The following is a 26,620-nucleotide window of genomic DNA, read 5'->3' on the forward strand; positions in this document are numbered from 1 at the left end:
CATGGGCCGACTGATCGGTATCAGGTCGCGCTGCGCCGGTAGAAGGCCAGCGAGCCGGCCAGCGCCAGCAGCATGCCGCCGCACGCACGGTCGATCCAGCGCGTGGCCGACACCGTCAGCAGACGGATCGCGCGGGCTCCGACGAAGGCGTAGGCCAGCATCACCGTCATGTCCAGGCCCGCGAAGATCACGGCAATGATCAGGTACTGCGGCGCTTGCGCAGCCGAAGGGTCGATGAACTGCGGCAGCAGCGCCGAACAGAAGATGTAGCCCTTGGGGTTGGTCACCGCCACCAGGAAGGACTTGAAGAAGATCCGGCGGCTTTCGCCCGCCGTCACCGACGCGGCGGCATCGGCGGTCGGCAACTGGAAGCCGCCCTTGGAGCGCAGCATGCGCAGCCCGAGCCACGCCAGGTACACCGCGCCAACCCACTTCAGCATCGAGAACCAGAACTCCGACGCCGCCAGCAGCGCGCCGAGGCCGAGTGCCACGGCGCCGACCAGCACGAAGTCCGACAGCACCGCGCCGAGCATGCCCGGCAGGGCCCGCCGCACGCCGTGCCGCGAGCCGTTGCTGAGCGCCAGCAGCACGGTGGGGCCGGGCGTGGCGATGGCGGCGAAGGCCACGATGGCGAAGAGCAGGGCGGTGGCGAGCGTCATCGGGGCAATCTCCTTCGTGGGTGGGGTTCAGCGGTTCGTCAGATCTTCTTGACCAGCACCTGGCTCTTGCGGTCCCAGTTGTACTTGCGCTTGCGCGCCTCGGGCAGCCAGTCGGGGTTGACCTGCTGGAAGCCGCGCTTGAGGAACCAGTGCATGGTGCGCGTGGTGAGCACGAAGATGCTTTCCAGGCCCATGGCCTTGGCGCGGTGCTCGATGCGCTTGAGGATGCGTTCGCCGTCGCCCTGCGACTGCGATTGCGGCGACACGGTCAGCGCCGCCATCTCGGCCGTCTTCGCCTCGGGGTACGGGTAGAGGGCCGCGCAGCCGAAGATCACGCCGTCGTGCTCGATCACCGTGTAGTGGCCGACGTCGCGTTCGATCTCGGTGCGGTCGCGCTTGACCAGCGTGCCGTCGCGCTCGAAGGGCTCGATCAGCTGCAGGATGCCGCCGATGTCGTCGACCGAGGCTTCGCGCAGGCTTTCGAGCTTTTCGTCGATCACCATGGTGCCGACGCCGTCGTGCACATAGATCTCGAGCAGCAGCGAACCGTCGAGCGCGAAGGGCAGGATGTGGTTGCGCTCCACGCCGGCCTTGCAGGCCTTGACGCAGTGCTGCAGATAGAAGGCGGTGTCGGTCGGGCGCTGGGGTGGCGGCAGCGAGGCGAGCAGCTTTTCGGCGGCATCCAGCGGCAGCTCGGTGTCGATCGGGTTGTCTTCGCTCTCGGGCAGCTCGCTGTCCATGCGGATACCCGGGATCTCGGTCAAAAAGATCAGCTTGTCGGCCTGGATCGAAATGGCGACGCTGGTGGCGACCTCTTCCATCGTCAGGTTGAAGGCCTCGCCGGTGGGCGAGAAGCCGAAGGGCGACATCAGCACCATCGCGCCGAAGTCGAGCGTGCGGCGGATGCCGGCCGCATCGACCTTGCGCACCAGACCCGAATGCTTGAAGTCGACGCCATCGACCACGCCCACGGGGCGCGCGGTGATGAAGTTGCCCGAGATCACTCGCACCGTCGAGCCGGCCATCGGTGTGTTCGGCAGGCCCTGGCTGAAGGCGGCTTCGATCTCGTAGCGCAACTGGCCGGCGGCCTCTTGCGCGGAGTCGAGCGCCACCGCGTCGGTGATGCGGATGCCATGCGAGTACTGCGCCTGGTGACCCTTGGCGGCCAACTGCTCGTTGACCTGCGGGCGGAAGCCGTGCACCAGCACGATCTTGACGCCCATGCTCTGGATCAGCGCCAGGTCTTGCGCGATGTTCTGCAGCTTGCCCGCCGCAATGGCCTCGCCCGCCAGCCCGACCACGAAAGTCTTACCGCGATGCGTGTGAATGTAGGGCGCGACCGAGCGGAACCAGGGCACGAAGGTGAAATTGAAGACGGTGGACATGGGGCGTGATTGTGCATTCATGCAATGAGATTTGCCTGACTCAGGCCAGCGCCTTGAGCACCCGGGCCGCACTGGCCTTCGGACCCCTGGCGCGGGCCGGTGCCGGAAGGGCGGCCACCTGCGAACGGAAGTCCGCCAGCAGCGCAGCGTAGGCGTCGGTCGACTCGCCGGGCGCGGATGCCGGCAGGCCGAGCATGGCCGCCAGTTCGGCGGGCGCGATCGAGCCCTCGCGCATCAGCGCGTCGACCACCGCCATCAGCGCCGGCGTGTGCGTCTTGAGCAGCGCCAGCGCGCGCGCATGCTCCTGCGCCAGCAGGGCCTCGATCTCGGGGTTGGTGGCCTCCAGATCGGTGTTCAGGTTGTCGTTCGGGTCGTTGGCGACGTCGGTGCGGCTCAGGCGCGTGCCGAAGGCGAAGTGGCGCACGTACTGCGCGGCGTTCGACGTGGCCTGCATGAAGTCCTGCGACGCACCCGAGGTGCAGGCCTGCTCGCCGAACACCAGTTGCTCGGCCGCACGGCCCGCCAGGCTCACGCAGATGCGGTCGCGCAGGTTCTCCTTCGACCAGGTCTTGCGCTGCTCGTAGCTGTTGTAGCCGCCTTCGAACGAGGCCACGTTGATCTTGATCTCTTGCGGCGCGCGGCCGAACAGCACGCCGTAGATCACGCCGTGGCCTGCCTCGTGCACGGCGAGCAGGGCGCGAAAGTCTTCGCTCGAACGCTGCTTGAGGCGGTTGAGTTCCAGCGCGATCGGGAACTGTCGTCGCGCCTTGCGGTACTTGGCCGCGATGCACGGGACGCCGGGGTCCAGCGTCAGCCACACCGGCTCGCTGCCGTTGGCGCCGTGCTCCAGCGCCCACAGTGCGGCGTTGACCAGCGTCGCGCTCAGGATCGCGTGGATCGACGAGAACAGCGGGCGCGTGCCCTGCGCCGGGAACACGGCGTTGGCGTAGATCTGCTCGTACACGCTGGCGTCGAGCACGAAGCGCACGCCCGAGCTCTCCTGGATCTCGGCCACGTAGCGGTCGCAGATCGACAGGATCAGGCGCACGTAGGTCGCGCGGTTGAACGAGGGGTAGATCACGTGGTTGTTGCCAAGGCGCGCGATCTGCTCGGGGCGAAAGCGCTCGGCCAGCGCTTTCTTGACGTCGATGACCGAGAGCTTCTTGGTCAGCGCATGGAAGATGTCGGCGTCGGTGTCGCAGTCTTCGACGCGCTGGGCCGTCTCGGCGTACATCTCGTCGAGGTTGCCCGAGACGAACACCAGCAGCTTGCTGTAATCGGTCTCCCAGCTCTGCTGCGTGTCGCGGAAGGCGCGCAGGCGCGCGTGCACCTCGGCGGGCTTCCACGCCATGATCTGCAGCAGGGTTTCGGACAGCTTCAGGCAGCGCTTCACTTCGCGTGCCTCCCAGGGCGACAGGTGCAGCTTGCGCTTCTTGCCGTCCTTCTTCTTGTCGGCGGCGCCGTCGCGGTCCTGCACGAACTCGGCCTGGGCGAGCGACGATTCGATCTCGCCCAGCATCGACAGCGCGGGCGGCAGGCGGCCATCGGACAGCAGCGCCCACACGTCCTGGTAGCGCTCGACTTTGGCGTCGTGGCCGCCGTTGTCGACGGTGCGAAAGCGCTGGAACTCGTCGAGCACCAGGATGCCCGGCGTGCCCTCGGCAATGCCCGACTCGGCCAGCATGGCCGAGATCGAGCCGCGGCTGTGGTAGCCCGAGCCGTGGCTGAAGCCGTCCATCTGCACTTCGATGAAGCGGTCGTAGAAGCCCAGGTGCTGCGCGAGCTTGCGCACCAGCTGCGTCTTGCCGGTGCCGGTCAGGCCCCAGAGGCAGACGATGACGGGGCGGCTGATGAGCTGGGGCAGCACATACCAGGCGCGCAGCGAATCGATCACGCGATCGATGATGTCGTCGATGCCGAAGAGCTCGGTCTTCAGCGCCTCGGCGACGGTCTGCAGGTGCCGCGTGCGCTCTGCCAGCTGGGCATGCAGGTCGGAATGAATGTCTTTGGACATGATTTTTTTATGAAACGAACAGGTACGAAAAAGCGGCCGCTCCTTCGAGGCGAAGGACACGGCGGGCAGACGCTGTGGGATTCAGTTGCGGCGCTTCTGTGCTCGAAGCGCGCACAAGGGCGCGGGCTTCAGGCCGGGCGAGGCAACTTGACCCTTCCATGCGCGGCGGGCGCATGGCTTGCGCAGCGACGGCGCAAGGTGGTGGGGGCAAGGCGATAGGACATGGGGTGCGATCGTAGTGGCGGTTTGCGGTGGAGTAAAGACTATTTACGCCGCGTGTTGCAACGAAGCCGCGCGCTGTGGATGTCGTGCAACAACCGCGGTGGCCGCCGATAATCGACGGTTTGCCTGCCTGCCCTCATGCTGGCGGCGCACGCGACCGACGACGACTGCCTTCCCTTGACGACCACGACACCCCTTCGCATCGAATTCCCCGAATCGCTCCCTGTCTCGGGCAGGCGCGACGAAATCATGGCCGCCATCCTGGCGAACCAGGTCGTGATCGTTTGCGGTGAAACAGGCTCGGGCAAGACCACTCAGCTGCCGAAGATTGCGCTGGCTCTTGGCCGCGGCAAGCTCAATGCGGAACCGGGCAAGGGCCGGCTGATCGGCCACACGCAGCCGCGCCGCATTGCCGCGAGCTCAGTGGCCAAGCGCATCGCCGAAGAGCTCAAGACGCCGCTGGGCGACGTGGTCGGCTTCAAGGTGCGCTTCCAGGACCGTTTGAGCCGCGACGCCTCGGTCAAGCTCATGACCGACGGCATCCTGCTCGCGGAGACGCAGACCGATCCGCTGCTCAAGGCCTACGACACGCTCATCATCGACGAGGCCCACGAGCGCTCGCTGAACATCGACTTTCTGCTCGGCTACTTGCGCGAGATTCTTCCGCGCCGTCCCGACCTGAAGGTGATCGTGACCTCGGCGACCATCGATGCCGACCGCTTCGCGCAGCACTTTGCCTCGGCCAAGGGGCCGGCACCGATCATCTACGTGTCGGGCCGCACCTTCCCGGTGGAGCAGCGCTATCGCCCGTTCGAGGAATCGCGCGAGCATGACCTGAACGACGCAATTGCCGATGCCGTCGACGAACTCTGGCGCGACCCGCACAACGCGGGCGACATCCTCGTCTTCCTCCCCGGCGAGCGCGAAATCCGCGAGGCTGCCGACCATCTGCGCCGCCACCTGAGCCACCAGCCATTGCTGCGCAATGCCGAGGTGCTGCCGCTGTTCGCGCGTCTCTCAGGCCCTGAGCAAGACCGCATCTTCGACAGCCATACGGGCCGCCGCATCGTGCTCGCCACCAACGTGGCCGAGACCTCGCTCACTGTGCCGGGCACCCGCTACGTGATCGATACCGGCACGGCGCGCGTCAAGCGATACAGCTTCCGCAGCAAGGTCGAGCAGCTGCTGGTCGAGCCGATCAGCCAGGCCGCGGCCAACCAGCGTGCGGGCCGTTGCGGCCGCGTGGCCAACGGCATCTGTATCCGGCTCTACGACGAGAAAGATTTCGAAGGCCGCCCGCGCTTCACCGATCCGGAAATCCTGCGCTCCTCACTCGCAGGCGTGATCCTGCGCATGAAGTCGCTGCGGCTGGGCGACGTGGCGCGCTTTCCGTTTCTCGAAGCGCCATCGCCGCGCGCCATTGCCGATGGCTACCAGTTGCTTAATGAACTGGGCGCAGTCGACGACGCCAACGAACTCACGGCCACCGGTGCCGAGCTGGCCAAGCTGCCACTCGATCCACGCGTGGGCCGCATGATCTTGGAGGCCCGCACGCGCGGTGCGCTCGAAGAAGTGCTGGTCATCGCCTCCGCCCTCAGCGTGCAGGACGTGCGCGACCGGCCCATGGAAGCCCAGCAGCAGGCCGACCAGGCGCATTCGAAGTTCGACGACGAGAAGAGCGAATTCAGCGGCTACCTGCGGTTGTGGAAATGGATCGCCGACGCGCGCGGCGGCCACGGCGACACGCACAAGCTCAGCAACCGCCAGTACGAGCAGTTGCTGCGGCAGAACTTCATCAACATCCGCCGCGTGCGCGAATGGCGCGACATCCATTCGCAGCTGCTCACGGTGGTGACCGAGCACAAGTGGCGCATCAATGCCGAGCCTGCGGGCTACGAGCCGCTGCACCTGTCGATGCTCGCGGGCCTGCTGGGCAACATCGGCTGGAAGCTGGAAGACGACGAGGCCTACCTCGGTGCGCGCGGCATCAAGTTCTACAAGCACCCCGGCGCGCACCTGAAGAAGAAGCCCGGCCGCTGGATCGTTGCGGCCGAACTGGTCGAGACCACGCGTCTGTTCGGGCGTGGCATCGCCAACATCGAGCCGCAGTGGCTGGAGCAGGTGGCAGGCCATCTGCTGAAGAAGCAGCTGCTCGATCCGCATTGGGAGAAGAAGGGCGCGCAGGTTTCCGCGCTGGAACGGGCCACGCTCTACGGGCTGGTGGTCTACAGCGGGCGCCGCGTTGACTTCACCAAAGTCGATCCGGTCGCGGCGCGCGAGATCTTCATCCGTGAAGCGCTGGTCGGCGGCCAGTGGGAAAGCAAGTTCCCGTTTCTCACAGCCAACCGCAAGCTGGTGCGCGAGGTCGAGGGGCTGGAGCACAAGTCGCGCCGGCAAGACGTGCTGGTCGACGACGAACTGATCTTTGCCTTCTACGACGCGCAACTGCCGGCCGACGTGGCCAGCGGCATCACCTTCGAGAACTGGTATCGCCATACCTCGAGAGAACAGCCGCGCCTGCTGTACCTGACGCGCGACGAGCTGATGCGCCATCAGGCGGCGGGCATCACGACGCAGTCGTTCCCGCCGACCTTGAGGCTCGGCGGCGTTGACTGCGCCGCCAGCTACCTGCACGAGCCCGGCGACGCGAAAGACGGCCTGACGGTCAGCGTGCCGCTGTTCGTGCTCAATCAGGTGAGCGAAGAGCGCTGCGAGTGGCTCGTGACCGGCATGCTCAAGGACAAGATCCAGGCGCTGCTCAAGAGCCTGCCGCAGCGCCCGCGTTCGCGGCTGGTGCCGCTGCCCGAGTCGGCGTCGAAGCTGGCCGAGGCGCTGTCTGTGCCCGAACTGTTCGGTACAGGCTCACTGACCGACGTGCTGCTCAAGCGCGTGCGCGACATGACGAGCATCGACGTGAAGCGCGCCGACTTCAAGCTCGACATGCTGCCGCCGCACCTGTTCATGAACCTGCGCGTGATCGACGAGCATGGGCGGCAGCTCGGCATGGGGCGCAATCTTGGTGCGCTGAAGGCGGAGCTGGGTGCGCAGGCACGCGGTGCGTTCCAGGCGCTGGCGGGGCTCAACGTCAAGGCGTCGCCCGAGAAGAAGACGGCGGCTTCGGCAGATGGGCAGCCGCAGGCAAGCGCGAAGAAGAATGCCGCGGCCGAGCCAGCCGTCGCGGCCTTGCCCGCAGGCCAGCGCTACACGACCTGGACTTTCGGCGAGCTGCCCGAGCTGATGGAAGTGCGCCGTGGCTCGCAGTCGTTGATCGGCTTCCCTGCGTTGCGCGATGAAGGCGACGCCGTGACCATCGAGGTGTTCGATGAGCCGGCTGTGGCCGCCGCCAAGCACCGCGCCGGTCTGCGCCGTCTGTTCGCGCTGCAGCTGAAAGACGCGCTCAAGTACCTCGAGAAGAACATTCCCGACTTGCAGAAGATGTCGGTGGCCTACATGCCGCTCGGTACGTCCGAAGAATTGCGCACCCAGATCATTGACGTAGCGATCGACCGTGCGTTCCTGCAGGAGCCGCTGCCCACCGACGAGTTCGCCTTCAAGAAGCGGCTCGAAGAGGGCCGGGGCCGCCTCACGCTGATCGCCAACGAGGTGGCGCGGCTCGCGTCGATCATCCTCGTCGAGTACGCCGCCGCCGCACGCAAGATCAAGGACACGAAGATTCAGCCCGAAGCCGTGCAGGACGCCGCGCAGCAACTGCAACGCCTGATCGGCAAGCGCTTCATCGCCGATGCGCCCTGGACGCAGCTGCAGCACTTCGCGCGCTACCTGAAGGCGATCGTGCTGCGGCTCGACAAGCTGCGCGCCGACCCTGCGCGCGACACCGCCAAGCTGTCCGAACTGCGCCCGCAGGACCAGCGCTATTGGCGCCTGGTGGCGGAGCGCAAGGGCGTGGTGGACGACCGCATGCTCGAGTTCCGCTGGCTGCTCGAAGAGCTGCGCGTGAGCTTCTTCGCGCAGGAGCTGCGCACGCCGCAGCCCGTGAGCGTGAAGCGGCTGGACAAGGCCTGGGCGCAGCTGCAGGCCTGACGGGGTCGCTGCCGCAAGACAAAGAAAAAGCCCGCACTGCGGGCTTTTTCTTTGGGCAGATGCGATGGGCCTATATGCGCCCCATGAGCACGAGGATCACCACGATCAGCACCACCAGCCCCAGGCCGCCGCTGGGCCCGTAGCCCCACGACCGGCTGTAGCCCCAGCTCGGCAGTGCGCCTATCAATATCAGGATCAGGACGATCAACAGAATGAACGAGAGCGACATGTTTTCTCCTGGGATGTTGTTGTGACGAGCCTTGATGCTCATCGTCTCCAGGCGCATGAAGCGCGGGAGGGGCGGCCCTCCGACGGTCAGGGCCGTCCTACTGTGGTGTCGGCGCTTTGCCGGCTCGCTTGCAGGCAGGCGCAGTATCGCGAGGCCTATCTTCGGACCAGCACCTGCTCGGTCAGCAAGGTGCCGGCGGCCGAGAGCAGGAGGCCCGCGAGCAGAAAACCGAGCGCCCACAGCGTGGCCACCAGGGCGAGTCGCCAGGGGCGCGTACGGAAGAAGTAGATCGGTAGACCCAGCAACGGGAAGAGGCCGGCGACCAGCGCCGAGCGGCCGGGCGGGACGACGCCGCGTGCCAGCGCTTCGGCCCTGCACCACGTGTAGCAGAGCGCCCCGATGACGAAGGCATGGACGACATCGACCACGGTGTAGTCCTTGCCCCGCAGCGGCGGAAGGAATGCATCTGCCACGCCCGCGACGAAGAAAGACGCCCCCAGCAGCAGCAAGACCCAACGCGGACGATTCATCGTCATGCCGGTGTTGCCTGCCGCAGGGCGGTTGCCGATGTCAGAGCCGCGCGAGCCGGTCCAGCGCGGCGATCAGCGTCTCGTCTTTCTTGGCGAAGCAGAAGCGCACCACGCGCTGGTCGAAGCCATCGCCGTAGAAGGCCGACAGCGGAATCGCCGCCACGCCGATCTCGCTGGTGAGCCAGAGGCAGAAATCGGCCTCGGACAGATCGCTCACGGCCGAAATGTCGACGCACTGGAAGTAGCTGCCTTCGCTGCGCAGCAGCTTGAAGCGCGTCTTCTCGGCCAGGCCGGTGGCGAACAGGTCGCGCTTGCGCTGGTAGAAGGCCGGCAGCTCGAGGTACGGCTTCGGGTCGGCCATGTAGCGCGCCAGCGCGTGCTGCATCGGCGTGTTGACGGTGAACACATTGAACTGGTGCACCTTGCGGAACTCGGCCATCAGCGGCGCTGGCGCGGCCACGAAGCCTACCTTCCAGCCGGTGACGTGGTAGGTCTTGCCGAAGCTGCTCACGATGAAGCTGCGCGCCGCCAGGCCGGGGTAGCGGGCCACGCTCTCGTGCCGCGCCTGGTCGAAGACCATGTGCTCGTAGACCTCGTCGGCGATCACGAACACGTCGGTCGGCGCGAGCAGCTCTTCGAGCTTGCGCATCTCGGCTTCGGTCCAGACCGTGGCGCTCGGGTTGTGCGGCGTGTTGATGATGATCGCGCGCGTGCGCGGCGTGAGCGCGGCGGCAATCTTGTCGAAGTCGGGGCGGAAGGTGCCGGGCACCAGCGGCACGCGCACCACGCGGCCACCGGCCAGGTCGATGTTGGGCACGTAGCTGTCGTAGCAGGGCTCCAGCACGATCACTTCGTCGCCCGGCCGCACGATGGCGAGGATGGCCGTGATGATGGCCTGCGTGGCGCCGGCGGTGACGGTAATCTCGGTGGCCGCGCTGTAGCTGTGGCCATAGAGCGCCGAGATCTTGGCCGAGATGGCATCGCGCAGTGCCGGGATGCCGGGCATCGGCGGGTACTGGTTATGGCCCGCGGCCATGGCGGCCGTCACGTCTTCGAGCAGCTTCGGATCGCAGTTGAAATCCGGAAAGCCCTGGCCCAGGTTGACCGCGTTCTTCTCGACGGCCAGCGTCGACATGACCGTGAAGATGGTGGTGCCGACAGCCGGCAGCTTGGTGGTGATCTCGGGCGTGCGGGGAGAAGAAAGAGCGGTACTCATGGTGGTCGTGGGTTCGGATGTTCTGCCGCCTCGCACTCCTTCGTGGAACACCGCGGAACCGGCTTTGCCGGGCCGCAGGTGTTGCCCCCTGGAAGGGGGTTGGCGTAGCGACACGAAGTGCGCGAAGACTGGGGGTGATCCTATAGCTCGTAGTCTTGTTGATGGCCGCTCAGGGCCTTGGCGATCAGGTTGCGGTCGAGCCGGTCGGACAGCAGCTCTGCGAACTTGAAGACGAAGTTGCGCAGGTAGGCGCTGCGCTTGAAGGCGACACGCGCAATATTTTGGCCGAACACATGGCCCATCGGGCGCACCACGAGGTCGGCATTCGACTCGTCGCGTACCGCCATTTCGGCCACGATGCCGACGCCCAAGCCGAGGCGCACGTAGGTCTTGATCACATCGGAATCGATCGCCTCGAGCGCGATGCGCGGCGTGAGCTTCTTCTGCGCGAAGGCGTGGTCGATGCGCGTGCGGCCGGTGAACGACGGGTGGTACGTAATGATCGGTTCGCTCGCCAGGTCTTCGAGCGACACCCGCTCCTTGGCCGCCAGCGGATGGTCCTTGGGCAGCACCAGCACGTGCTGCCATTCGTAGCAGGGCAGCGTCACCAGCTCGGCATAGCCGTCGAGCGATTCGGTGGCGATGCCGATCTCGGCGATCTCGTCGATCACCATGCGCGCCACCTGGTCGGGCGAGCCCTGGTGCAGGCTGACGTTGACCTTCGGGTACGCCTCGCGCAGGTTGGCCACGGGCACCGGCAACACGTAGCGGGCCTGGGTGTGGGTGGTGGCAATCGAAAGGGTGCCGCTGTCTTGTGCGCTGAACTGTTCGCCGATGCGCTTGAGGTTGCCGACCTCCCGCATGATCAGCTCGATGCTGGCGATGACATGCTGGCCCGGTTCGGTCACGCGCTTGAGCCGCTTGCCGTGGCGGGCGAAGATTTCGACGCCCAGCTCTTCCTCGAGTTCGATGATCGCCTTGGAGACGCCCGGTTGCGAGGTATGCAGCGCCTTGGCCGCCTCGGTGAGGTTCAGGTTGCGCCGCACGGCTTCCTGAACAAACTTGAACTGATGCAGATTCATATCAAATTCCGTCTTATTGCGGAATTCATTATGCCTTCGGAATCTATCGAAATTGCCGGATGTTCAGGATTTGATGGCAATTTTGGCCAGCAGGTCGACCAGTTCGGGCTCTTCACCCACGATGCGGGCGAGCGTGAAGTCGATGTCGGGCCAGCGCTGCCGCAGCGCCTCGATCTGCAACGGGAGGTCTTCGCGTGCGTGCTTGCCCATGCCCAGGAACAGCGGGATCACGCGGATGGCACGCGCGCCGCTGGCAATCAGCGCGGCGGTTGCCGTCGGCAGGTCGGGCGTGGCCAGTTCCATGTAGGCGCAGGTCACGCGGGCGTCGGGCGCGTACTGGCACACGCGCGCGGCCACGGCCTCGATCGGCTGGCGCCAGCGCTCGTCGCGTGAACCATGTGCCAGCAGGACGATGCCCAGCACCGATCCGGCGGGGGTCATCTTCGCAAGACCAGCCAGCTGAAGGCTGTCAACGACATCACCGAATAGATCATCCCCGGCGCGGCGGCTGTCAGCCATGGCGACCAGTTGCTGAGATTGCCGAGGTAGCCGAACACGTTGTTCAGCAGGAAGAAGCTGATGCCGATCATCACGCCGCCGAACACGTAGGTGGTGATGCCGGCCTGGCGGAAGTGCAGGTAGGCAAAGGGCAGGGCGAGCACCACCATCACCAGACACGAGAGCGGATAGAACACCTTGCGCCAGAACTCGATCTCGTAGCGCTGCGCGGTCTGGCCGTTGGCATCCAGATGGCGGATGTAGTCGAACAGGTCGATGGTGCTCATGCGGTCCGGCCGCAGCAGCGCGACCGACACCATTTCGGCGGTCAGCGAGGTGGGCCAGTCCATCTGCGGGATCTTGGTGGTGGTGATGTGGGCGGTGTCGTTCTTGCCGCTCGTGTCGTAGTCCTGCTGCTCGATGTCCGACAGCACCCAGTGGCCGTCGTAGATGCGCGCGCTGCTGACGGCCAGCTGCCTGTTCACGTAGCCGTTCGGGTCGAACTCGAAGATGCGCGCATTGCGAAGTTCGCCGTCGCGGGAAATCGACAGCACGTTGACCGCATACGACATGTTGTCGCGCTTCTCCTTGAGCCAGGCGCCGGTGTTGCCGACGAACGAATAGGTCCCCTGGTAGCGCGACTTGATCAGTTGGCCCGTGCGGCCGGAGATCGGCGCCACGTAGTCGCCGACCGCAAAGGTCAGGATGACGAAGCCCATGCCCAGCAGCAGCAGCGTGCGCAGCGCACGCCAGGGCCCCAGGCCGCTGGTGCGCAGGATGGTGTATTCCGAACTCTGCGCGAGCCGCGCCATCACGAAGATGCAGCCGATCAGCACGGTGATCGGCAGCAGCTCGTAGAGGTGGTTCGGGATCATCAGCGTGACGTAGATGAGCGCCTGCATCGGCCCGTAGGCGAGGCTCTCCGGCCTGCCGACGGACTGAAGCTCGTCGACGAAGTCGAAGAAGAAGAACAGGCTCAGAAAGCCGAGCGTCACGAAGGCAACGGCCTTCAGTGCCTCGACGTAGATCAGGCGTCGGATGGTTTTCACGAGGTGGGGTCGATCTTTGGAGGCGAGAGCGTCTGCGGCAAGCTTGCGCGGACCGTCTTCTTGCGGCTCCAGTTGTTGTTGCGCAAGGTCAGCCAGACCATGGCGGCGAGGAACACGCCGCCGTGCAGCAGGAGCATGAAGGAGCCCAGGCCATAACGTCCGGCGCTGACCCAGCTCTGCCCGAGGTTGAGCATGTTGTAGTAAAGAATGAACGCGAAGAGCGCCAGCACCATGTTGCCGCTGCGGCCCACGCGCGGGTTGCCGCTGGACACCGTCAGCGCCAGCAACACGAAATTGATGGCGGCCAGCAGCATGCCGAGGCGCCAGCCCAGTTCGCCAAGGTTGGCGTCGTTGGGTTCGCGAAGAAGCGCAAGGGTGTTGAGGGCGCGCGGTGGCGTCGTGTTGTCGGTCAGGCCGGAACTGCCGCCGGCGCGCGTGCCGTAGGTCTTGAACTCGCTGATCTTGAGGGGCTCGGTCGGCGTGAAGGGGCGCTCCAGCCGCTGGCCGTTCTCCAGGATCAGGTACTTGCTATCGCCGATGGTGTCGATGTGGCCGCTGCGTGCCGACGTCGTGACCTGCTTGAGCGTTTCCATCGACCAGATGAAGACGTTCGTGGCCGTGGCATCGCCCGGCGTTTCCTTGTCGACGAAGAAGACGCGGATGCGTCCGGCCGACTCGCGGAACTCTCCTGGCGAGACGCGTTCGATGTCGCTGCGCTGCTCGTACTGCTGGCGCATGCCGATGGTCTGCGAGTTGGCCCATGGCCAGCCGATCAGCGCCATGGCGGTGATCAGCACCAGCACCGGCCAGGCAAAGCGGAACAGCGGCTTCACGAAGTCCACCAGCCCGCGTCCGCTGGAGAACCAGATCACCATTTCGCTGTCGCGGTACATGCGCGAGAGCGTCCCGACGATGGCGATGAACAGGCTCAGGCTCAGGATGGTCGGCATGTAGCCGAGCACCGTGTAGGCCATCACGAGGAACACCTCCTGCGGATTCACACTGCCCTTGGACGCGAGCCCGAGGGTACGGATGAGCATCATGGTCATCACGATGGTGACCAGAACCACGAGGGTCGCTCCGAAGCTGCGCGACAGCTCCTTGCGTAGGGAAGAATGGAATAACATCGTTCGAGGAAAAAAAGGATTATGGACTTTCAACTCAAGACCCTCACCGTCGCCCAGGCTGCAGCCGAGAAATCCGATGTCCTGATCGTGCTCGTCGGCAGCGCTCCCCTCACCACCAAAGACCCGCTTTCCGTGCTGGCCGCCAGTGCCCGCAAGGCCGGCGACCTGCCCGACAAGGCCGGCAAGCTGCTCACGCTGTACCGCCCCGACGACGTCGTGGCGTCGCGCGTCGTGTTCGCGGCCATCGGCGACGGCAAGCTCGCGTCGGTGCGCAGCGGCGTGGCCGCGGCAATCAATGCGGTCAAGGCCCAGGGGCCGAAGCGGGTGGTCGTGGTGTTCGCGCAGGCCGCGGACGGCGCCGCGGTGGCTGGCGCCGTCACGGCCGCGGCCGATGCCAGTTATGTCTACACCACCACCAAGTCGAAAGCCGAGCCGCGCAGCATCCGCCATCTGACCGTCGGCGTGGCCGACGCTTCCGGCGTGAGCGGTGCTTTCAACGAGGCCCGCGCCACTGTGTCGGGCATCGAGCTGGCCAAGGAATGGGGCAACCGGCCCGCCAACCATGCCACCCCCACGCTGCTTGGCGAAGCCGCCAAGGACCTCGCCAAGCTGCCCCGCATCAAGTGCGAGGTGCTCGGCCCGAAGGAAGTCGAAAAGCTCGGCATGGGCTCGTTCGCCGCCGTGGCGCAGGGCTCGGCCGAGCCGCTGCGCTTCATCGTGCTGCGCTATCAGGGCGCGTCGAAAGACCAGGCGCCTGTCGTGCTGGTCGGCAAGGGCATCACTTTCGATACCGGCGGCGTGTCGCTCAAGCCGGCGGCCGAGATGGACGAGATGAAGTTCGACATGTGCGGTGCCGCGAGCGTGCTCGGCACCTTCCGCGCGCTCGGCGACATCCAGCCCGCGATCAATGTCGTCGGCCTCATTCCTTCGTGCGAGAACATGAACGACGGCCGCGCGGTCAAGCCGGGCGACGTGGTGACCAGCATGAGCGGGCAGACCATCGAGGTGCTCAACACCGACGCCGAAGGCCGGCTCATCCTGTGCGATGCGCTGACCTACGCCAAGCGCTTCGATCCGGCCGCGGTGATCGACATCGCCACGCTGACTGGCGCCTGCGTGGTGGCGCTCGGCGGTGTGCGCAGCGGGTTGTTCTCAAGCGACGAGACGCTGGCCTCGGCGCTCGAAGCAGCTGGCGAGGCATCGCAAGACCGCTGCTGGCGCCTGCCGCTCGACGATGACTACGCCGAAGGCCTCAAGAGCAACTTCGCCGACGTGGCCAACATCGCGGGCCGTGCCGGTGGCGCAATCACCGCCGCCAAGTTCCTGCAGCGTTTTGCCAGCGACTTCCCATGGGCGCACCTGGACATCGCGGGCACTGCGTGGAAGAGCGGGGCGGCCAAGGGCTCGACCGGTCGACCGGTGGGCCTGCTGGTGTCCTACCTGACGAATCGCGCGAGCAGCGGTGCGGCCGACAAGGCCGCGAAGGCCGAACGCAAGGCGTCTTCAAAGGCTTCGGATGCGCCAGCTCGAAAGGCCCGGTCCGCAAAGTGACGGAAATCGGCTTTCACTACAACGCGCCCGACAAGCTGAACTATGCCTGCCGGCTGGTTCGCAAGGCCGTCAATGCGCGCGGCCTGCGCGTGGTGGTCGTCGGCGATCCGCAGATGCTGGACGCAGTGGATGCCGCCCTTTGGCAGCTGTCGCCCGTGGACTTCGTCGCGCATTGCCGCGGCGATGCACCGGCCCATGTGGTGGCCCGTTCGCCGGTCGTTCTTTCCGTGGGCGGCGCCGATGCGGCGGCGTTGCCGCACCGCGAGATGCTGGTGAACCTCGGCCTCGAAGTGCCTGCCGGTTTCGAGCGCTACGAGCGCCTCATCGACATCGTGAGCGACGAGACCAACGACCGACAGGTCGGTCGCTCGCGCTGGCGCCACTATGCCGATCGCGGCTACACCATCCAGCCGCACGACTTCGCAAAGAGCTCCTGACATGGCCAGTACGCTGCGCACGCCACCCCGGTTCGTTCCCACCCTGACCACGGTGCTCGAGATCCCGGCGGAGCCCGTCGCCGCCGAAGCGCTCCAGGGTGCGTCCGCCGCATCGACGCCCCAGCCCGACTTGGCGAGCGCCGTTGCCTTGCCTCCCGCAGCCCAGCTTTCGCAAGCGGAAATCGTCAGCCTCGAAGAGCAGCTTCTGCACCGTGTGCTGCAGCGCGTCGACCTGTCTCTGGAAGAGCGTTTGAGCGACACCGTGTCAGCTGCCGTTCAGCATCAACTCGATGCAATGGTGCCGCGTTTGCGCAATGAAATCGAGGCCGTCCTGCGTGCTTTGGTGATCGAGGCAATGGCCGCCGAACTCTCCGAAAACACAGGGTCTACGCCAGCTTCCGGCGCGTAAATCCTCGGCTAAACTGCGCCGCAGGTCGGAAGGGCGTGAGGGTGCCGCTGGTCTGCGGCGCGAAACTTGCGAGGTCTGCGCGCCCGGATCACACGACCGGTTTTTTATTCTTTTCATCCAAGTTCTGGAGGTTCCCATGCAATTGAAATGGACTGCGGTCGCACTGGCTGCAATCACGCTTGTGGCTTGCGGCAAGAAAGAAGAAGCTGCTGCACCCGCGGCAACGCCGGCGCCCACGGCTGCGGCCCCCGCACCTGCAGCACCTGCCGGAGACACCCTGGTCGTCAAGATCGGTCACGTGGCACCTACCAGCGGTCCCATCGCCCACTTGGGCAAGGACAACGAGTTCGGCGCCAAGATGGCCATCGAAGACCTGAATGCAAAGGGCCTCAAGATCGGTGACAAGGTCGCCAAGTTCGAACTGGTCGCTGAAGACGACGCAGGCGATCCGAAGCAGGGCACGGCCGTGGCCCAGAAGCTCGTGGACGAAAAGGTCAACGGCGTGGTCGGTCACCTGAACTCGGGCACCACCATCCCCGCCTCGAAGCTGTACAGCGACGCCGGCATTCCGCAGATCTCGCCCTCGGCAACCAACCCCAAGTACACGCGTCAAGGCTTCAAGACCACGTTCCGCGTGGTGGCCGACGACACGCAACTGGGTGGCACGCTCGGCAAGTACGCCGTCGAAACCCTCAAGGGCAAGAACATCGCCGTGATCGACGACCGCACGGCCTACGGCCAGGGCGTTGCCGAAGAATTCGAGAAGTCGGCCAAGGCCGCTGGCGCGACCATCGTGGGCCACGAATTCACCACCGACAAGTCGACTGACTTCAACGCCATCCTGACCAAGCTCAAGGCCTCCAAGCCTGACGTGCTGTTCTTCGGCGGCATGGACGCTGTCGGCGGCCCGATGCTCAAGCAGGTCAAGCAACTCGGCCTGAACGTCAAGTTCATGGGCGGCGACGGCCTGTGCACCGGCGAACTGCCGAAGCTGGCTGGCGATGCCATCGGCGAAGACATGGTGGTGTGCGCTGAAGCCGGCGGTGTCGACGGCGACTTCAAGCAGCCGCTGGAAGACTTCAAGGCCAAATTCAAGACCAAGAACGGCGTCGACGTGCAGATCTATGCACCGTACGTGTACGACGCGGTCAACGTGCTGGCCCAGGCGATGGTCGCTGCTGGTTCTTCGGACCCGGCAAAGTACCTGCCTGAAGTCGGCAAGATCTCGTACAAGGGCGTGACCGGCCCGATCGCCTTCGACGAAAAGGGCGACATCAAGAATGGTGCACTGACGCTGTACACCTACAAGGGTGGCGTGCGTACGCAGATCGCCGTGGTGCGCTGATCGCATCTGCAACCAGGCGGTTTTCCGCCAAAGAGAAAAGGGCCCTCGGGCCCTTTTTTCATGCCTGCTGTTTGAGCCGGCTCAGAGCGCGGCAAGGCCCGAAGGGCGGTCGGTGTTGCAGTACTCTATGAAGGCGTCGAGGTCGTGCGACTTGTCGAACACGGCGTCGGCACCCAGGGCCTCGCAGCGCGCCCGGATGTCCCCCGTGACGTAGTTGCTCAGCACCACGACGCGCTGGCCCGGCTTGCGCGACTTGCGCCCGGCCAGGACGCCAAGGCCGGAGCCTTCCTTCAGGAAGAGATCGACGATCAGCAATTGCCAGTCGTCCGGATGGGCTGCCAGCCATTCGAGCGCGTCGGACTCGGTTTCGGCGAAGCCGACCACACGGCCATTGACCAGATCCTCGAGGGCCGGGACCAGGTTATCCCTGATGGTCTTGTTGTCCTCGACGAGGAACGTGATGAGGGCCATGCCGTGGTTTCGCTTTGAGAACCAATAGCGTAGCGTGCCTGGCGCCGCCGCAGCGTAGGAGAAGGGATACGGACGGAGGGATCCGCGGGCAATCCGGGGTCAGCCTGTGCCGTCGGAACGGATCTTGGCCTTGAGCTTTTCGGCCAGCGCCTGGCTTTCGTCGCGTTCGGCGGTCACCTCGAGGCGCTTCTCGATCTCTTCGCTCAGGGCCGCATTCACTTCGGCGAGCTTCTTGGCCGACTTGGCCAGCTTTTCTTCGAGCTGGCTCGTGTGCTCGATGGCCTGCGCGACTTCGCCGACCTGGACTTCGTCGGGCAGTTCCTGTTCGAGCACCGTGCTCACCACGGCGAGGTTGTCCGATGCCCGTTGCACATCGGCGGCCACCTGCTCGCTCTTGGCGAGCGTCTTGTCGAGTGGTGTCGTGCCACGCGGCGAGGTTTCGGGTTGTCCAGCCATCGAGGTTCCTTTGCGGGCTTGAAAGTAAAACGTTTGGATCGTACGCCAGACGAAAGGGCCCGTGCCTGCGATGCCCAGTTGCTGCAAAGCAACGCATCGCTTGTCTTGCAGGCAGCAGGGACAGCATGGGCAACAAAAAAGCCCAAGTGCTTGTGGCGACTTGGGCTTCTTGCTGTCTGCATGTTCGCGAACGGTTACGAACAATCAATCTCTGGCGGAGCAGGCGGGATTCGAACCCGCGGAGGGCTATTAACCCTCACACGCTTTCCAGGCGTGCGACTTAAACCGCTCATCCACCGCTCCTGAGCCCACGATTGTAGCGTGGCTTCGGGCCGTTTTCAGGTTGGGCCGGAGCTTTTGCCAGTCTGGATCATGCGCATGGCCGAAGAGATCAGCGCTGCGGTCTCGGTCATGTTGCTCGGCACGATCAGCGTGGTCTTGGAATCCGCGGCCACCTTGCCGTAGGCATCGACGGCGCGTTCGGCCACCTTGAGCTGCACGGCCTGCTCGCCGCCGGGCTGCCGGATGGCGGCAGCCACGCGTTCGATGGCGTCCGCCGTTGCCGTGGCCACGGCCGTGATGGCAGCGGCCTCGCCCTGGGCGTTGTTGATCTGGGCCTGCTTTTCACCCTCGGAGCGGGCGATGAACGCCTCGCGCTCGCCAGTGGCGATGTTGATCTGCTCTTGGCGGCGACCCTCCGATGCGGCAATCAGCGCGCGCTTGCCGCGCTCGGCCGTGATCTGCGCCTGCATGGCCAGCAGGATTTCCTTGGGCGGCGTCAGGTCCTTGATTTCGTAGCGCAGCACCTTCACGCCCCAGTTGAGCGCGGCCTCGTCGATGGCGGCCACCACCTGGGCATTGATGACATCGCGTTCCTCGAAGGTCTTGTCGAGCTCCAGCTTGCCGATCACGCTGCGCAGCGAGGTCTGTGCGAGCTGCGTCACGGCCACAATGTAGTTCGACGAGCCGTAGCTCGCGCGCATCGGGTCGGTCACCTGGAAGTACAGGATGCCGTCGACCTGCAGCTGCGTGTTGTCGCGCGTGATGCAGATCTGGCTCGGCACGTCGAGCGGGATTTCCTTCAGGCTGTGCTTGTAGGCCACCCGGTCGATGAACGGGATCAGGAAGTTCGGCCCGGGCGTCATGGTGCCGTGGTACTTGCCCAGGCGCTCGCGCACCCAGGCGTTTTGCTGCGGCACGAACTTGACCGACTGGCTGATGAAGATGATCGCGATGACCAGGATGATGAGAGGTACGGAAAATTCCATGGTGCGCTTCCTTTTCGGGTTCTGTGTTCTGACTGACTAGACCTTGTCGACGACAAGACGGGAGCCGATGATCTCGACCACGCGATGCTCGCCGGTCGAGGGTGCGCGGCCCGCGCGCGGCACCACGGTCCATTGGGCGCCGCGATAGCGCACGGTGGCGGTGCCGTCGGGGTTCCACGCGTCGACGAAGACGCTTTCGCCGATGTCGAGGTTCACGTCGCGGTTCGTGCCTGTCGGCGGTGCCGGCGGGCGCTTGCGCTGGATCGAATACCAGACCAGCACGGCGCCCACACCGATGACGGCGGCCACCAGCAACTGCGTGACGGTGCCAAAACCCAGGTGCGCCGCGATGGCCGCGGCGGCAAAGCCGGCGGCCAGCAGCAACAGGTAGACCGTGCCGGACAGCAGCTCGACCACGATGGCGGCGCCTGCTATCAGCCACCAGACGGTGGAATTCGCCATGACAACTCCTCTTTATGCTCGTTCGATCCGCGCCATTCTGAGGCATAGCGTTTCATGCGCTTGTGTTACGTAGGGGTACTTTCCCTGCGGAAGTGGCTCTTGGCGCCATGGCTCGAATGTCTTGCTGCAGGCTGACCAGATTCTTCATCTGAATTCCGTACACTTCGCGCCTCGCCTCATTGCCTCGCCTTACTGCCTGTCCGGAGCCCCGCTCATGAAATTCCGCTTTCCCATCGTCATCATCGACGAGGACTTCCGCTCCGAAAACACTTCGGGCCTCGGCATCCGCGCGCTCGCGCAAGCCTTCGAAAGCGAGGGCTTCGAGGTGCTGGGCGTCACGAGCTACGGCGACCTGAGCCAGTTCGCGCAGCAGCAAAGCCGCGCCAGCGCGTTCATCCTGTCGATCGACGACGAGGAGTTCACGGTCGGCCCCGACCTCGACCCCGCCGTGCTGAGCCTGCGCAACTTCATCGGCGAAGTGCGGCGCAAGAACGCCGACGTGCCGATCTACATCTACGGCGAAACCAAGACCTCGCGCCACATCCCGAACGACATCCTGCGTGAGCTGCACGGCTTCATCCACATGTTCGAGGACACGCCCGAGTTCGTGGCGCGCCACATCATCCGCGAGGCCAAGGCCTACCTCGAAGGCGTGCAGCCGCCGTTCTTCAAGGCGCTGATCGACTACGCCGAAGACGGTTCATATTCGTGGCACTGCCCGGGCCACTCGGGCGGCGTGGCGTTCCTCAAGAGCCCTGTGGGCCAGATGTTCCACCAGTTCTTCGGCGAGAACATGCTGCGCGCCGACGTCTGCAACGCCGTGGAAGAACTCGGCCAGTTGCTCGACCACACCGGCCCCGTGGCGGCCAGCGAACGCAATGCGGCGCGCATCTTCAATGCCGACCACTGCTTCTTCGTGACCAACGGCACCAGCACCAGCAACAAGATGGTGTGGCACCACACGGTGGCGCCCGACGATGTGGTCGTGGTCGACCGCAACTGCCACAAGTCGATCCTGCACGCGATCATCATGACCGGCGCGATTCCGGTGTTCATGAAGCCCACGCGCAACCACTTCGGCATCATCGGCCCGATCCCGAAGAGCGAGTTCGAGCAGAGCGCCATCAAGGCCAAGATCAAGGCCAATCCGCTGCTGGCCGACGTGGACCCGAACAAGGTCAAGCCGCGCGTGATGACGCTCACCCAGTCGACCTACGACGGCGTGATCTACAACACCGAAACCATCAAGAACATGCTCGACGGCTACGTCGACACGCTGCACTTCGACGAGGCCTGGCTGCCGCACGCCGCCTTCCATCCGTTCTACGGCGCCTACCACGCGATGGGCAAGCGCCGCGTGCGGCCGAAGGAGTCGCTGGTGTTCGCCACGCAATCCACCCACAAGCTGCTGGCCGGCATCAGCCAGGCGAGCCACGTGCTGGTGCAGGACTCGCAGAACCGCCAGCTCGACCGCGACCTCTTCAACGAGGCCTACCTGATGCACTCGTCGACCAGCCCGCAGTACGCGATCATCGCGAGCTGCGACGTGGCCGCCGCCATGATGGAGCCGCCCGGCGGCACCGCGCTGGTGGAAGAAAGCATTCTTGAAGCGCTCGACTTCCGCCGCGCCATGCGCAAGGTCGAGGAAGAGTTCGGCAAGGACGAGTGGTGGTTCAAGGTCTGGGGCCCCGAGAAGCTCGTCGACGAAGGCATCGGCCGCGCCGAAGACTGGATCATGCACGGCGAGAAGAATCGCCAGCCGAAGAGCAAGAAGTCGCCGCGCAACTGGCACGGCTTCGGCGAGCTGGCCGACGGCTTCAACATGCTCGACCCGATCAAGTCGACCATCGTCACGCCGGGCCTGGATCTCGAAGGCAACTTCGCCGAGACCGGTATTCCTGCGAGCGTGGTGACCAAGTTCCTCGCCGAGCATGGCGTGATCGTCGAGAAGACGGGCCTGTACAGCTTCTTCATCATGTTCACCATCGGCATCACCAAGGGCCGGTGGAACACGCTGCTGACTGCGCTGCAGCAGTTCAAGGACGACTACGCGCGCAACCAGCCGATGTGGCGCATCCTGCCGGAGTTCTGCCAGCAGCACCCGGGCTACGAACGCCTCGGCCTGCGCGACCTGTGCCAGCACATCCACCAGCTGTACGCGCGCTACGACGTGGCCCGCCTCACGACCGAGATGTACCTGAGCGACCTCACGCCGGCCATGAAGCCCAGCGACGCCTTCGCCCACATCGCGCACCGCAAGACCGAACGCGTGGAGATCGACGAACTCGAAGGCCGCATCACCACCAGCCTGATCACGCCGTACCCACCGGGCATTCCGTTGCTGATTCCGGGCGAAGTGTTCAACAAGAAGATCGTCGACTACCTCAAGTTCTCGCGCGAGTTCAACACCCAGTGCCCGGGCTTCGAGACCGACATCCATGGTCTGGTGGCGCGCATCGACGAGACGGGCAAGAAGCGTTACTACGCGGATTGCGTGCGCAAGGCCAGCTGACAGCTGACGGCTGCAATCGAGAAAGGGGCGCTGCAGTGGCGCCCCTTTTGCTTTCTTCTTCAGGAACGCGGAGCGTCTTCTCGAATCCGCATGAAGCGCGCGAAGCGGGGCAGGCCGCTCGGGTTCAGGCCGTTGTAGCGGTAAGTGACCCAGCTGCCGATCGGCGGCGGGTTCTCGCGCTCGGCGTCGGTCAGGCCGCTGCCAAGCTTGAAGCGCTTGCCCTCGGGCGTTTCGACCACCAGCGCGCCGAGCCGGCCGCTGTGCTTGCCTTTGCCGGGCACATGTTCGACGACGCGTGCCTCGGCATCGTCGAAAGGCTTGACCTTCAGCAGGTCGTTGTTGCGTCCACCCAGGTAGAGCGAGCTGCCGCGATGCAGCATCAGGCCTTCGCCGCCCATCTTCACGGTCTTGTCGAGCAGGGCCTGCAGTTCCTCGTGCGTGGTCGCGCGCTGTTGTGGAACGGGCACGATCCAGGGCGCATCGGTGATGGGCAGCAGCTTGCGCAGGGCCGCCAGCCGGGTGGTGAAGTCGCCACCGCGTGATGGCAGGTCGAACACCATGAAGCGCATCTCGCGCCAGGCGACGTCGTTCGGCGTCTGGCTGCGCACGGTCGATACCGCGTGAGAAAAACGGCCGCGGCCCGCCCACAGTTCGCCGTCCATGGGCTGCCGGGGCAGCGGGGCTGTGAACCATGCCGGTGCCACGACCTTTTCGCCGCCGCGCGTCCAGAGCTGCTTGCCATCCCAGTAGCCGCGCACGCCGTCGAATTTTTCGCTGACCCAGTAGTCGTTCAGCGACATGCCGCGACGGTAGACCTCGGCGAGCATCAGCGATGGCGCGGCGTCGCGCGCGAACGCGCCGCGCGCCAGTGTCGCGCCGAGGCCGGCCAGCAGAAGGGTGCGTCGATTCAGCACGATGCTATGAAATAAAGAGCGAAAAACGGCCGCAAGGCGGCCGCTTCAAGCCAGTTGGGCTCGGCGCTTATTCCGCCATGCCCCCGACGACGTTGCTGAAGCCACCGTCCACGTAGGTGATCTCTGCCGTCACGCCGCTGGCCAAGTCGCTCAGCAGGAAGGCGGCCACATTGCCGACTTCCTCGATCGTCACGTTGCGGCGGATCGGCGAGGCGTCGGCCACGGCGGCCAGCATCTTGCCGAAGCCCTTGATGCCGCTGGCCGCCAGCGTCTTGATCGGGCCAGCGCTGATGCCATTCACGCGCATGCCCTTCGGGCCGAGCGAGGAGGCGGTGTAGCGCACCGAGGCTTCGAGCGAAGCCTTGGCCAGGCCCATCGTGTTGTAGTTGGGCAGCGCGCGTTCGGCGCCCAGGTAGGTCAGCGTGAGCAGGGCCGACTTGTCGTTGAGGTAGGGCAGGGCCGCCTTGGCCATGGCCGGGAAGCTGTACGCGCTGATGTCGTGCGCGACCTTGAAGCCCTCGCGCGAGAGGCCTTCGAGGAAGTCGCCCGCGATGGCTTCGCGCGGTGCGAAGCCGATGCTGTGCACGAAGCCGTCGAACTTCGGCCAGGCCTGGGCGAGATCGGCGAAGAGCTTGTCGATCTGTGCATCGTCGCTCACGTCGCAGTCGAAAATCAGCTTCGAGCCGAAGTCTGCGGCATATTCGGTGATACGGTCCTTGAATCGCTCGCCGACATAACTGAAGGCGAGCTCGGCGCCCTGCTCATGGCAGGCCTTGGCAATGCCATAAGCAATGGAGCGATTGCTCAACACACCGGTGATCAACAGTTTTTTGCCGGAAAGAAAGCCCATGAAGTTGCCTTGTGAAAATCTTGGGCAGAATTCTCGCATGCGAGGTTGGCTGCTTCTGATGTTGGCTCTCTTGGCGCTTCCCTCGTGGGCCGCGCATGGCCTGGGCATGGGCTACGAGCCGAAATACCCGGCGTCGTTCAAGAATTTCGATTACGTGAACCCCGACGCGCCCAAGGGCGGCGACCTGATGCTGTCGGCCAGCGGGACTTTCGACAAGCTCAACCCGTTCACATTGAGGGGCGTGCCGCCGGAGGGCATGGGCTACAGCGCCAACGGCTTCGTGTTCTCCGAGTACGGCCTGATCTTCGATTCATTGACGACGCCCAGCGAAGACGAGCCCTTCTCCCAATACGGATTGCTGGCGGAAGATGTGCAGCTTGCCGCCGACCGCCTGAGCGTCACCTTTCGCCTGAATCCCAAGGCCCGGTTTTCCGACGGCTCGCCCGTGCTGGCGAAGGACGTGAAGTACTCCTTCGACACCTTGATGAGCAAGCAGGCGGGGCCGACCTTCCGTTCCTACTGGGCCGACATCAAGGATGCCGTGGTGGTGGGGGAGCGCGCGGTTCGTTTCGACTTCAGGCGCCAGAACGCCGAGCTGCACATGATCATCGGCAGCATGCCGGTGTTCTCGAGCGCCTGGGGCAAGGGTAAGCCGTTCGACCAGATCGTGAGCGAGCCACCGATTGCGAGCGGGCCGTATGTCGTCGACAAGGTCGACTACGGCAAGTACATCTCGTACCGCCGGCGGCCGGACTACTGGGCTGCCGATCTCCCGGTGCGCAAGGGAATGTTCAATTTCGGCTCGGTGACCTACCAGTACTTCAAGGACGCGTTGGGCCAGGAAGAGTCGCTCAAGGCGGGCTCGCTCGACGCGATGGAAGAACGCTCGATCATCGCCTGGGTGCGCCGCTACAAGGGCCGCCGCTTCGATTCCGGTGAGCTGATCAAGGAAGAGATTTCGCATCGCCGCTTCACTGGCATGCAGGGCCTTGCGCCCAACCTGCGGCAGTCCCGTTTCATGGATATGCGCGTGCGCCGCGCATTAGCGCTGGCCTTCGATTTCGACTGGCTCAACCAGCATCTCTTCTATGGGCGCAGGGGCCGCACGACGAGCTACTTCCAGAACAGCGACGACCTGATGGCCCAGCCCGAGGTCAGTCCTGAGGAGCAGGTGTTGATTGATCACCTCAAGAACAAGCAGCGCTACCTCGACAACGTGAAGGGTGAACTGCCGCGCCCCGACAGCAGCGGAGACACCGCCGAAGGCCTGCGACGCAACCTTGTCCGCGCACAGGAGCTGCTCAAGGAGGCAGGCTGGACCTACCGCGATGGTGCGCTGCGCGACAAGGACGGCACGCCTTTCGTGATCAATTTCGACATCTCGGACCGCAGCTCCGGTGTGGTGCTGGCGCCCTATGCGCGCAATCTCGCCAAGCTGGGCATCGCGTTGGAGTACCGCCTGCGTGACCCGAGCCTGCTGAAGAAAAAGCAGGACGACTTCGACTTCGACATGACCATCAGCCTTGTGGGCGGATCGTCCAGTCCCGGCAACGAGCTGTATGACGACTTCGGCTCGAAATCGGCCGCGGAGAAGGGCAGCCAGAACCTCAGCGGCATCAGCGATCCAGTGATCGACGAGATTCTTGAAGTGATCGTCAACAGCCAGGATCGCAAGTCGCTGGCGGCAGGAGCGCGGCTGCTGGATCGTTACTTGCTCCACCAGCACTACGTGATCCCGATGTACTACGGCAAGCAATATTTCATTGCCCACAAGCGCAAGCTGCACCGCCCCGAGGCACCGTTGCCTCAGCGTCTTCTCGCCAGCTCGGCGATGCTGACGATGTGGTGGATCGACCCGGCCACGAAGTAGACCGACCCGACACAGACAGACCG

At 65.0% G+C, this 26,620-nt stretch carries 23 protein-coding genes and 1 tRNA gene; 7 read left to right on the plus strand and 17 right to left on the minus strand.

Annotated features, from left to right (window positions below):
• Positions 1-20 precede the first annotated feature (20 nt).
• Genes ACGLHS_RS05770 through ACGLHS_RS05780 form a run of 3 tightly spaced genes read right to left on the minus strand, consistent with a single transcriptional unit; the run spans position 21 to position 4,058 of the window.
• Complete coding sequence (locus ACGLHS_RS05770; protein ID WP_093239517.1) at positions 21-659, minus strand: LysE family translocator; 639 nt, start codon at positions 657-659, stop codon at positions 21-23.
• Between the two features lie 38 nt (positions 660-697).
• Positions 698-2,044, minus strand: a complete 1,347-nt coding sequence (argA, locus tag ACGLHS_RS05775; protein WP_394477667.1) for an amino-acid N-acetyltransferase — start codon at positions 2,042-2,044, stop codon at positions 698-700.
• Positions 2,045-2,084: 40 nt separating this feature from the next.
• Positions 2,085-4,058: an AAA family ATPase gene (locus ACGLHS_RS05780; protein WP_394477670.1), complete on the minus strand. Its 1,974-nt coding sequence runs from the start codon at positions 4,056-4,058 to the stop codon at positions 2,085-2,087.
• A 360-nt stretch (positions 4,059-4,418) separates the two neighbouring features.
• Between ACGLHS_RS05780 and hrpA the strand changes: the two genes are divergently transcribed.
• Entirely contained in the window at positions 4,419-8,321 is a 3,903-nt protein-coding gene (gene hrpA / locus ACGLHS_RS05785) for an ATP-dependent RNA helicase HrpA (protein WP_394477672.1), read from the plus strand.
• A gap of 70 nt (positions 8,322-8,391) precedes the next feature.
• Here hrpA and ACGLHS_RS05790 read toward each other — a convergent pair whose 3' ends face one another.
• From ACGLHS_RS05790 to lptF, 7 genes are all read right to left on the minus strand, one after another.
• The gene (locus ACGLHS_RS05790) at positions 8,392-8,550 is read right to left on the minus strand and encodes a DUF3309 family protein (RefSeq protein WP_093239522.1); all 159 of its coding nucleotides are present in this window, start codon (positions 8,548-8,550) and stop codon (positions 8,392-8,394) included.
• Positions 8,551-8,705: 155 nt separating this feature from the next.
• Positions 8,706-9,086: a rard protein gene (locus tag ACGLHS_RS05795; RefSeq protein WP_093239523.1), complete on the minus strand. Its 381-nt coding sequence runs from the start codon at positions 9,084-9,086 to the stop codon at positions 8,706-8,708.
• Between the two features lie 34 nt (positions 9,087-9,120).
• Positions 9,121-10,296: a pyridoxal phosphate-dependent aminotransferase gene (locus ACGLHS_RS05800; RefSeq protein ID WP_394477676.1), complete on the minus strand. Its 1,176-nt coding sequence runs from the start codon at positions 10,294-10,296 to the stop codon at positions 9,121-9,123.
• Positions 10,297-10,436: 140 nt separating this feature from the next.
• Positions 10,437-11,378, minus strand: a complete 942-nt coding sequence (locus tag ACGLHS_RS05805) for a CysB family HTH-type transcriptional regulator (RefSeq protein WP_093239527.1) — start codon at positions 11,376-11,378, stop codon at positions 10,437-10,439.
• A gap of 63 nt (positions 11,379-11,441) precedes the next feature.
• Positions 11,442-11,819 (minus strand): sirohydrochlorin chelatase, encoded by a 378-nt coding sequence (locus ACGLHS_RS05810; RefSeq protein WP_394477679.1) that lies wholly within the window; start codon positions 11,817-11,819, stop codon positions 11,442-11,444.
• Positions 11,816-12,925: an LPS export ABC transporter permease LptG gene (gene lptG, locus ACGLHS_RS05815; protein WP_093239530.1), complete on the minus strand. Its 1,110-nt coding sequence runs from the start codon at positions 12,923-12,925 to the stop codon at positions 11,816-11,818. The genes ACGLHS_RS05810 and lptG overlap by 4 nt, the downstream gene beginning before the upstream one ends.
• Positions 12,922-14,052 (minus strand): LPS export ABC transporter permease LptF, encoded by a 1,131-nt coding sequence (gene lptF, locus ACGLHS_RS05820; protein ID WP_093239532.1) that lies wholly within the window; start codon positions 14,050-14,052, stop codon positions 12,922-12,924. Before lptF ends, lptG begins: the two co-directional genes overlap by 4 nt.
• Before the next feature lie 21 nt (positions 14,053-14,073).
• Here lptF and ACGLHS_RS05825 point away from each other — a divergent pair, with 21 nt between their 5' ends.
• The 4 genes from ACGLHS_RS05825 to ACGLHS_RS05840 all read left to right on the plus strand — a co-directional run bounded on the left by ACGLHS_RS05825 (position 14,074) and on the right by ACGLHS_RS05840 (position 17,794).
• Positions 14,074-15,603 (plus strand): leucyl aminopeptidase, encoded by a 1,530-nt coding sequence (locus ACGLHS_RS05825; RefSeq protein ID WP_394477682.1) that lies wholly within the window; start codon positions 14,074-14,076, stop codon positions 15,601-15,603.
• The gene (locus tag ACGLHS_RS05830) at positions 15,600-16,040 is read left to right on the plus strand and encodes a DNA polymerase III subunit chi (RefSeq protein ID WP_394477684.1); all 441 of its coding nucleotides are present in this window, start codon (positions 15,600-15,602) and stop codon (positions 16,038-16,040) included. Before ACGLHS_RS05825 ends, ACGLHS_RS05830 begins: the two co-directional genes overlap by 4 nt.
• 1 nt (position 16,041) lies before the next feature.
• Entirely contained in the window at positions 16,042-16,449 is a 408-nt protein-coding gene (locus ACGLHS_RS05835; protein WP_394477687.1) for a hypothetical protein, read from the plus strand.
• Positions 16,450-16,585: 136 nt separating this feature from the next.
• The gene (locus ACGLHS_RS05840) at positions 16,586-17,794 is read left to right on the plus strand and encodes a branched-chain amino acid ABC transporter substrate-binding protein (RefSeq protein ID WP_093239538.1); all 1,209 of its coding nucleotides are present in this window, start codon (positions 16,586-16,588) and stop codon (positions 17,792-17,794) included.
• Positions 17,795-17,875: 81 nt separating this feature from the next.
• On the opposite strand, the gene ACGLHS_RS05845 is transcribed toward ACGLHS_RS05840, so the two are convergent.
• From ACGLHS_RS05845 to ACGLHS_RS05865, 5 genes are all read right to left on the minus strand, one after another.
• On the minus strand, positions 17,876-18,265 hold the full coding sequence (locus ACGLHS_RS05845) for a response regulator (protein ID WP_093239539.1): 390 nt from the start codon (positions 18,263-18,265) through the stop codon (positions 17,876-17,878).
• Between the two features lie 99 nt (positions 18,266-18,364).
• Positions 18,365-18,721 (minus strand): hypothetical protein, encoded by a 357-nt coding sequence (locus tag ACGLHS_RS05850; protein ID WP_394477690.1) that lies wholly within the window; start codon positions 18,719-18,721, stop codon positions 18,365-18,367.
• A gap of 212 nt (positions 18,722-18,933) precedes the next feature.
• Positions 18,934-19,024 (minus strand) — tRNA-Ser (locus tag ACGLHS_RS05855).
• Between the two features lie 35 nt (positions 19,025-19,059).
• A complete protein-coding gene (locus ACGLHS_RS05860; protein WP_093239542.1) occupies positions 19,060-19,989 on the minus strand; it encodes an SPFH domain-containing protein in 930 nt (309 codons plus the stop codon).
• Positions 19,990-20,025: 36 nt separating this feature from the next.
• The gene (locus ACGLHS_RS05865; protein WP_093239544.1) at positions 20,026-20,451 is read right to left on the minus strand and encodes an NfeD family protein; all 426 of its coding nucleotides are present in this window, start codon (positions 20,449-20,451) and stop codon (positions 20,026-20,028) included.
• A gap of 214 nt (positions 20,452-20,665) precedes the next feature.
• Here ACGLHS_RS05865 and ACGLHS_RS05870 point away from each other — a divergent pair, with 214 nt between their 5' ends.
• Positions 20,666-22,963 (plus strand): Orn/Lys/Arg decarboxylase N-terminal domain-containing protein, encoded by a 2,298-nt coding sequence (locus tag ACGLHS_RS05870; RefSeq protein ID WP_394477694.1) that lies wholly within the window; start codon positions 20,666-20,668, stop codon positions 22,961-22,963.
• 59 nt (positions 22,964-23,022) lie between these two features.
• Here the strand turns inward: ACGLHS_RS05870 and ACGLHS_RS05875 are convergent, their stop codons facing one another.
• Both ACGLHS_RS05875 and fabI read right to left on the minus strand, forming a co-directional pair.
• On the minus strand, positions 23,023-23,877 hold the full coding sequence (locus ACGLHS_RS05875) for a DNA ligase (RefSeq protein ID WP_394477696.1): 855 nt from the start codon (positions 23,875-23,877) through the stop codon (positions 23,023-23,025).
• Positions 23,878-23,944: 67 nt separating this feature from the next.
• The gene (gene fabI / locus ACGLHS_RS05880; protein WP_093239549.1) at positions 23,945-24,727 is read right to left on the minus strand and encodes an enoyl-ACP reductase FabI; all 783 of its coding nucleotides are present in this window, start codon (positions 24,725-24,727) and stop codon (positions 23,945-23,947) included.
• Positions 24,728-24,785: 58 nt separating this feature from the next.
• On the opposite strand from fabI, the gene ACGLHS_RS05885 reads away from it, so the two are divergent.
• Positions 24,786-26,597 carry an extracellular solute-binding protein gene (locus tag ACGLHS_RS05885; protein ID WP_394477699.1) on the plus strand — a complete coding sequence of 604 codons (1,812 nt, stop codon included), beginning with the start codon at positions 24,786-24,788 and terminating at the stop codon, positions 26,595-26,597.
• The last annotated feature ends 23 nt before the right edge of the window (positions 26,598-26,620 follow it).

The sequence above is a fragment of the Variovorax sp. VaC1 genome (genome assembly GCF_043658315.1).
Lineage (GTDB): Bacteria > Pseudomonadota > Gammaproteobacteria > Burkholderiales > Burkholderiaceae_C > Variovorax.